7 protein-coding genes are annotated in these 6,278 nt (G+C 63.3%); 2 read left to right on the forward strand and 5 right to left on the reverse strand.

Annotated features, from left to right (window positions below; all coding sequences use genetic code 11):
* Nucleotides 1-832, forward strand: an 832-nt coding sequence (locus tag D3872_RS23415) for a peptidylprolyl isomerase (protein WP_229459496.1), incomplete at its 5' end; no start/stop codon positions are given.
* 119 nt (nt 833-951) lie between these two features.
* Here D3872_RS23415 and D3872_RS23420 read toward each other — a convergent pair.
* From D3872_RS23420 to ubiE, 5 genes are all read right to left on the reverse strand, one after another.
* Nucleotides 952-1,545 (reverse strand): methyltransferase, encoded by a 594-nt coding sequence (locus D3872_RS23420; protein WP_119813028.1) that lies wholly within the window; start codon nt 1,543-1,545, stop codon nt 952-954.
* Between the two features lies 1 nt (nt 1,546).
* Nucleotides 1,547-3,115 (reverse strand): ubiquinone biosynthesis regulatory protein kinase UbiB, encoded by a 1,569-nt coding sequence (ubiB, locus tag D3872_RS23425; RefSeq protein ID WP_119813029.1) that lies wholly within the window; start codon nt 3,113-3,115, stop codon nt 1,547-1,549.
* Nucleotides 3,115-3,789, reverse strand: a complete 675-nt coding sequence (locus D3872_RS23430; protein ID WP_119813030.1) for a ubiquinone biosynthesis accessory factor UbiJ — start codon at nt 3,787-3,789, stop codon at nt 3,115-3,117. The genes ubiB and D3872_RS23430 overlap by 1 nt, the downstream gene beginning before the upstream one ends.
* Nucleotides 3,790-3,897: 108 nt before the next feature.
* Complete coding sequence (locus D3872_RS23435) at nt 3,898-4,863, reverse strand: Tim44 domain-containing protein (protein ID WP_119813031.1); 966 nt, start codon at nt 4,861-4,863, stop codon at nt 3,898-3,900.
* 12 nt (nt 4,864-4,875) lie between these two features.
* Nucleotides 4,876-5,610 (reverse strand): bifunctional demethylmenaquinone methyltransferase/2-methoxy-6-polyprenyl-1,4-benzoquinol methylase UbiE, encoded by a 735-nt coding sequence (ubiE, locus tag D3872_RS23440; protein ID WP_119813032.1) that lies wholly within the window; start codon nt 5,608-5,610, stop codon nt 4,876-4,878.
* 183 nt (nt 5,611-5,793) lie between these two features.
* Here ubiE and D3872_RS23445 point away from each other — a divergent pair.
* Nucleotides 5,794-6,278: phytanoyl-CoA dioxygenase family protein (locus D3872_RS23445; RefSeq protein WP_147373981.1), on the forward strand; the 485-nt coding region annotated here is incomplete at its 3' end.

Consider the following 6,278-nt stretch of genomic DNA (forward strand, 5'->3'; position numbering starts at 1 on the left):
ATCCGTGCTGGCCCTCACCGCGTGCGATTCGAAGGACGCGATCAAGTCGTCGCCTGGCGTGACGGGCAAAGAGCCGGTTGCGGCTACCGTCAACGGCGTCGCGATCCCTGCCAGCACCGTGGAACTGATGGTGCGCGAGCGCACCGCGCAAGGCCAGCCTGACAGCCCGGAGCTGCGCAAGGCGATCATCGACAACCTGGCGATGCAGCACCTGGTGTCGGCCGAAGCGGTCAAGAAAGGCATCGACAAGCAGCCTGACACCCAGCGCCAGCTGGAACTGGTGCGCCAGTCGATCCTGGCCAACGCCTTCGTTGCCGACTACCTGAAGAACACCCCGGTGACCGACGAGATGCTGAAGGCGGAATACGACAAGGCGGCTGCGCAGTCGGGCGAGTTCAAGGCGCGCCACATCCTGGTCAAGGAAGAAGCGGAAGCCAACGACATCGTCGCCAAGCTGAAGGCGGACGTGAAGCAGTTCGCGGCGCTGGCCAAGGAGAAGTCGATGGATCCGGGCTCGAAGGTCAACGGCGGCGACCTGGGCTGGTTCGATCCGCGCAGCATGGTGCCTGAATTCGGCGCCGCTGTAGGCAAGCTGGAAAAAGGCAAGTTCACCGAAACCCCGGTCAAGACCCAGTTCGGCTACCACGTGATCCTGCTGGAAGATTCGCGCAAGGGCAACCTCCCTCCGTTCGAGACCGTCAAGGAACAGCTGAAGCAGCAGGTCCAGCGCACCAACCTGACCAAGATGTTCGAGGATATGAAGGCCAAGGCGAAGATCGAGATGAAGGATGCGGCGCCGGCGGCTGCGGCTCCTGCTCCGGCAGCCAAGTAAGTCGTACGTACTTCGTAGGGCGGATAAGCGCGGCTGCCGCCGAGGCCGCGCATCCGCCGTTTTGATTTCAAGGTCAAATCGGCGGATGCGCGCGTTGCGCTTATCCGCCCTACGTGTTTCTATTTCCGCGTCCACACCATCCATCGCTCTTTACCCGCGAATACGGGTATCGAATCCGGCACCGCAGCATCCTCCACGCAAACGAAATCCTCGCTTAGCAAACGATCCAGCTCTTCGCGTTTGATACCGAACGGCGGCCCTTTCGGCACGTCGTCGAAGAAGAAGTACCCCGCCAGCACACCACCCGGCGGCAGCAATCGCGCCCAGCGCTGCGCCACCTGCGGCCACATGGCCCGCGGCAGCGCGCACAGGAAGGCCCGCTCGTAAATCACGTTCAATCCCGCATGCGGCTCGTACGCAAAGAAATCCGCCTCCACAACGCGGTCCTGCCACTTCCCCACCGTCTGCTTCGCCCGGTCCACCGCAGCCGGCGAAAAATCGATCGCCACCGCATCCCATCCCGCCTCGCAGAAATGCACCAGCTCGTATGCCGCGCCGCAGCCCGGAATCAGCACCACGGACGGCCGAGATTTCACCACGAAAGAAAGCAGCTGCTCCGGCACCCCGCCCTTGTCCCAAGGCGTGAACCCGCGCTCGAAGCGTTCGTCCCAGAACGCGGGCGACTTGGGATCGCGGCTTTCGAATTCCGGCATGTCAGGCGCCCGCGTACAGCCGCAGGTAAAGCTGTATGCCCGCCAGCCCAAGCCCCAGCGTGCCCGCGAACACGACGATGAAGGCAAGCATGCGGTTGGTGCGGCGCTGCTCGATCACCAGCGCCAGCAGCAGCTCGTTGTCCGGCCCGCGCGGTTCGGCGGTAGCCTGCAGCGCCTTGTGCAGCATGCGCGGCAGCTGCGGGATGATGTGGGTATAGCCCGGCGCTTCGGCCTTGATGCGCTCCCACATGCCTTGCAAGCCTACCTGCTCGGCCATCCAGCGTTCGAGGTAGGGCTTGGCGGTCTTCCACAGGTCGAGGTCGGGGTCGAGCTGGCGGCCCAGGCCTTCGATGTTCAGCAGTGTCTTTTGCAGCAGCACCAGTTGCGGCTGCACTTCGACGTTGAAGCGGCGCGAGGTCTGGAACAGGCGCAGCAAAATCTGGCCGAACGAGATGTCCTTCAGCGGCCGGTCGAAGATCGGCTCGCAGCAGGCGCGCACCGCCGACTCCAGTTCGTCCACCCGCGTTTCGCGCGGCGCCCAGCCGGACTCGATGTGGGCTTCGGCCACGCGCTTGTAGTCGCGCCGGAAGAAGGCCAGGAAGTTCTGCGACAGGTAGTCCTTGTCGAAGTCGTTCAGCGTGCCGACGATGCCGAAATCGAGCGCGATGTAGCGCCCGAAGGTCTTCGGCTCGATCGATACCAGGATGTTCCCGGGATGCATGTCGGCGTGGAAGAAGCCGTCGCGGAATACCTGGGTGAAGAAAATCTCGACGCCGTCGCGCGACAGCTTCTTGAGGTCGACGCCCTCGGCCGCCAGGCGGTCGATCTGCGACACCGGGATGCCGTGCATGCGCTCCATGACGATCACGTCGGTGGAGCAATAGTCCCAGTACATTTCCGGCACCATCAGCAAGGTCGAGTTGGCGAAGTTGCGGCGCAGCTGGCTGGCATTGGCGGCCTCGCGCATCAGGTCGAGCTCGTCATGCAGGTACTTGTCGAACTCGGCCACCACTTCCTTCGGTTTCAGCCGCTTGCTTTCGGACCAGACGCGGGTCAGCAGGTCGACCGCGATGTGCATCAGCGCCACGTCCTCGTCGATCAGGCGCTTCATGCCGGGGCGCAGCACCTTGACCGCGATTTCCTTGCCGTCCTTCAGCGTGGCGAAGTGCACCTGCGCAATCGACGCGGACGCGACCGGCGTGCGCTCGAAGCTGGCGAACAATTGATCCGGGTGGGCGCGCAGCGAGCGCGTGATCTGGGCGATGGCCTCGTCGGACGGAAACGGCGGCACGCGGTCCTGCAGCAGCGCCAGCTCGTCGGCAATGTCGTACGGCATCAGGTCGCGGCGGGTGGATAGCACCTGGCCGAATTTGACGAAAATCGGGCCCAGCTCTTCCAGCGCCATGCGCAGGCGCACGCCGCGCGGCGCGGAGATGTCGCGCCAGAAGATGACGGTGTCGATGAGTTTGGCGGTACGGGGAACCTGGAAGCCGGAAATTGCAATCTCGTCGAGGCCATACTTGATGGCGACGCGGATGATTTTAAGCAGGCGCAGGAATTTCAAGATCATTAATTTTCCGTTGGGGATTTCCCGGCGTCGCCGGTCGGGTTGTCGGTCTTCGCGGCGCGCTGCGCCAGCAGTTGTTCAAGGCGGGCGACCCGCTTGGCGCTGCGCTCGACATCGTCGCGCAGGCGGGTGACGTCGTCGGCAAACTCTTCCACTTCCAGCTTGCGCACCAGCAGCGGGTTTTCCTCGACGAAGTACTCGGCCAGGTTTTCGCTGACCTTGCGTTGGGTCGTGCGGGCGGCGCCGAACGCGCTGCGCGCGCCTTCGGCAAGGCGGCTGGCGGCGATCGGCCCCATCATGCGTTCGAGGTCGTGCTCGGCTTCCCAGCGCAAGCCCTTCGACAGCTGCGAGATGGTGTTGGCGAACTCGGCGTCGCCTTCGATCTTCACGTACGAAAACGCACGCTCGCGGTTGACGGCGATCAGCGGCAGGTCGGACAGCTTGACGCGGATGGTGACGCTGGCCGCGTCTTCCGAACGGCTGGCCTCGACCATGCCGTCGCGCGTGACGCGCATGCGCAGCGCCACGCTGCCGGCGTCGATCAGCGCTTCCTTGCCCGCGTGAAGCTCGAGTGCGTCGCGTGCCCACGCTTCCTGCGCCAGCAGGTGGTTGATTGCTTTCACGACCGGGGCGGTGAAGGCGGACTGCGAAGTTGTCGGTGTCGAAGAGGTGGCCATATGTACGCACGCTATAAAAACAAAAGCCGCCCGGTGTTAGCGGGCGGCTTCGATCTTACCATTTGCGGGCCGCAATTCCGGCCACGCAAGTATTTTCCTAACTAATAATTACGACAGCTGCTGGATACCCGCCAGCACCCAACCGGTGCTGCCGTTGACAGGCTTGCTCATGTTCCAGACTTCGACGAACGGCTCGGCCAGTGCATCGGCTGCCGGCTTGATCATGCCGGTGAACCTGACGCTCGCCAGGTAGTCGACGGCGGTGGTCTCGATGCCCAGCAGGTCGGCGTCGATCGACACCACGTCGGTGAACTCGGCCACGTCGCCGCGTTCCTGGATCTGCATCTTCAGTTCGGCATAGACTTCCGGCGTGGTGAATTCACGCAGGTCGTTGAAGTCGGCCTTGTCCCATGCGGCCTGCATGCGGATGAAGCTCGATTTCGCGTGGCGCAGGAAGTTGGCCGTGTCGAAATCGCTCGGCACGCCGTACGGGGTGGTCACCGCAGGCTGGCTGGCGCCGGCCGAAGCTGGCATCGCAGGCTGGAAGGCCGCCGGCTGGTAGGCAGGCTGCGACGCAGCGCGCGGCAGGCCCGAGCCGATCTCAGGCGTACCCGCACCGGCGCCGACAGGCACTGGCTTGGAGAAGCCTTCGAACGCCGAGTTGGCCGGGGTGTCCTTGCGCTTGAACATGCGCCAGATGAACAGGCCTGCCAGTGCCAGCAGTGCGATCATCAGGATGCCTGCGATCATGCTGGCAGCTGCGCCGCCGAGGCCGAAGTGCGACAGCAGCGCGCCCAGGCCGAGGCCCAGCAGTGCGCCGCCGAGGATGCCTTTCCACATGCCGCCCTTGGCAGCAGCGGCTGCAGGAGCTGCGGCTGCTGCCGCGCCTGCGGTGGCCGGCTTGGTCTGTGCGGCCGTTGGAGCCTGTACCGGTGGCGGGGTTTGTGCCTGTTTTGCAGCCGCAGGCGACTGGCGGCCGAACGAACGTTTGCCGCCGAGCGGACGGGCGTCGGCTTCGACAACCATCGACATCGTCATGACGGCAATTACCATGGTAGCGAGAAGTTTTTTCATTGCTGTAGTTTCCTAAAGTTTGATACCAGTGTGAAGGGCGGCCACACCTGCCGTGAGGTTAAAGTATTCTACGCGCTCAAGTCCGGCGTCCTGCATCATCGATTTCAGCGTCTCCTGGTCGGGATGCATGCGGATCGATTCGGCCAGGTAACGGTAGCTTTCCGCGTCGCCGGCGATCTTCTGGCCCAGCCACGGCAGCACCGAGAACGAATACACGTCATATGGTTTCTGCAATGGCGCCGCGACTTTCGAAAATTCCAGCACCAGCAGCTTGCCGCCGGGCTTCAGCACGCGGCGCATTTCCGCCAGCGCCTGGTCCTTGTGCGTCATGTTGCGCAGGCCAAAGGCCACGCTGACACGGTCGAAATAGTTATCCGGGAACGGCAATTTTTCTGCGTCACACAGCATTGTGGGGGTGACAATCCCCTTGTTCAAGAGACGGTCGCGGCCCGTGCGCAGCATCGACTCGTTGATATCGGTGTGCCATACCTCGCCGCTCGGCCCCGCCTGCTTGGCGAAAGCCATCGACAGGTCGCCCGTGCCGCCCGCAATGTCGAGCACCTTGAAGCCTGGGCGCACTGCTGCGTTGGCAATCGTGAAGGTCTTCCAGATGCGGTGGAGGCCGGCCGACATCAGGTCGTTCATCACGTCGTACTTCGACGCGACGGAGTGGAACACCTTGGCGACTTCCTTGACCTTGTCGTCTTCCGACACGGTCTTGTAACCGAAATGCGTGGTATTGGTCATATTTACAGGCAAGATTGAATTAACCGCATTATACAAGCGCTATGCCAAGCCCAGATAATGACAGGAAAACTGTGACAAATCAAGCTTATAACTTCGTCTTTTACGAAGCAATGTTTCGTCATTTCTGCGGTACCCCGGGGCCGATGCGTGGCAAAATGGGCAGCTTCGCAGAAGGAGTTCACCATGGACACTCCCCTTCCACGTGACAGCCAGTTCGACACCGCCACTATCATGGGCGGGCTGTACGGCGACGGCTTCATCTCCCGCAAGAGCGCCTTCCCGCGCGACTGGGTGCAGCGACTGGGCGACGACATCGCCGTGCTGTTCGACGAAGCGCAGAAACAGCCAGGCGGCGCGCTCGCGCGCGGGCCGAACCGCTGGTACGTCGAGATTCATCCGGAACGACTGAGCGGCTTCGTGGACATCATCTCGCACCCCTGGGTGGTGGCGGTGTGCGAGGCGGTACTCGGGCCGGACTACAAGATCGTCGAGGCCGGGTTCGACGTGCCCGGGCCGGGCGCGATGAAGCAGCCGTGGCACCGCGACTTTCCGTCGCCTCCCGCGACCCTGGTCGGGCGCAGGCTCGATTCGCTCGCTTTCAACATCACGACGGTGGACGTGACCGAGGACATGGGGCCGTTCGAGATCGCGCCGGGGACGCAGTGGGA

The sequence above is a fragment of the Massilia cavernae genome (assembly GCF_003590855.1).
GTDB lineage: Bacteria > Pseudomonadota > Gammaproteobacteria > Burkholderiales > Burkholderiaceae_D > Telluria_A > Telluria_A cavernae.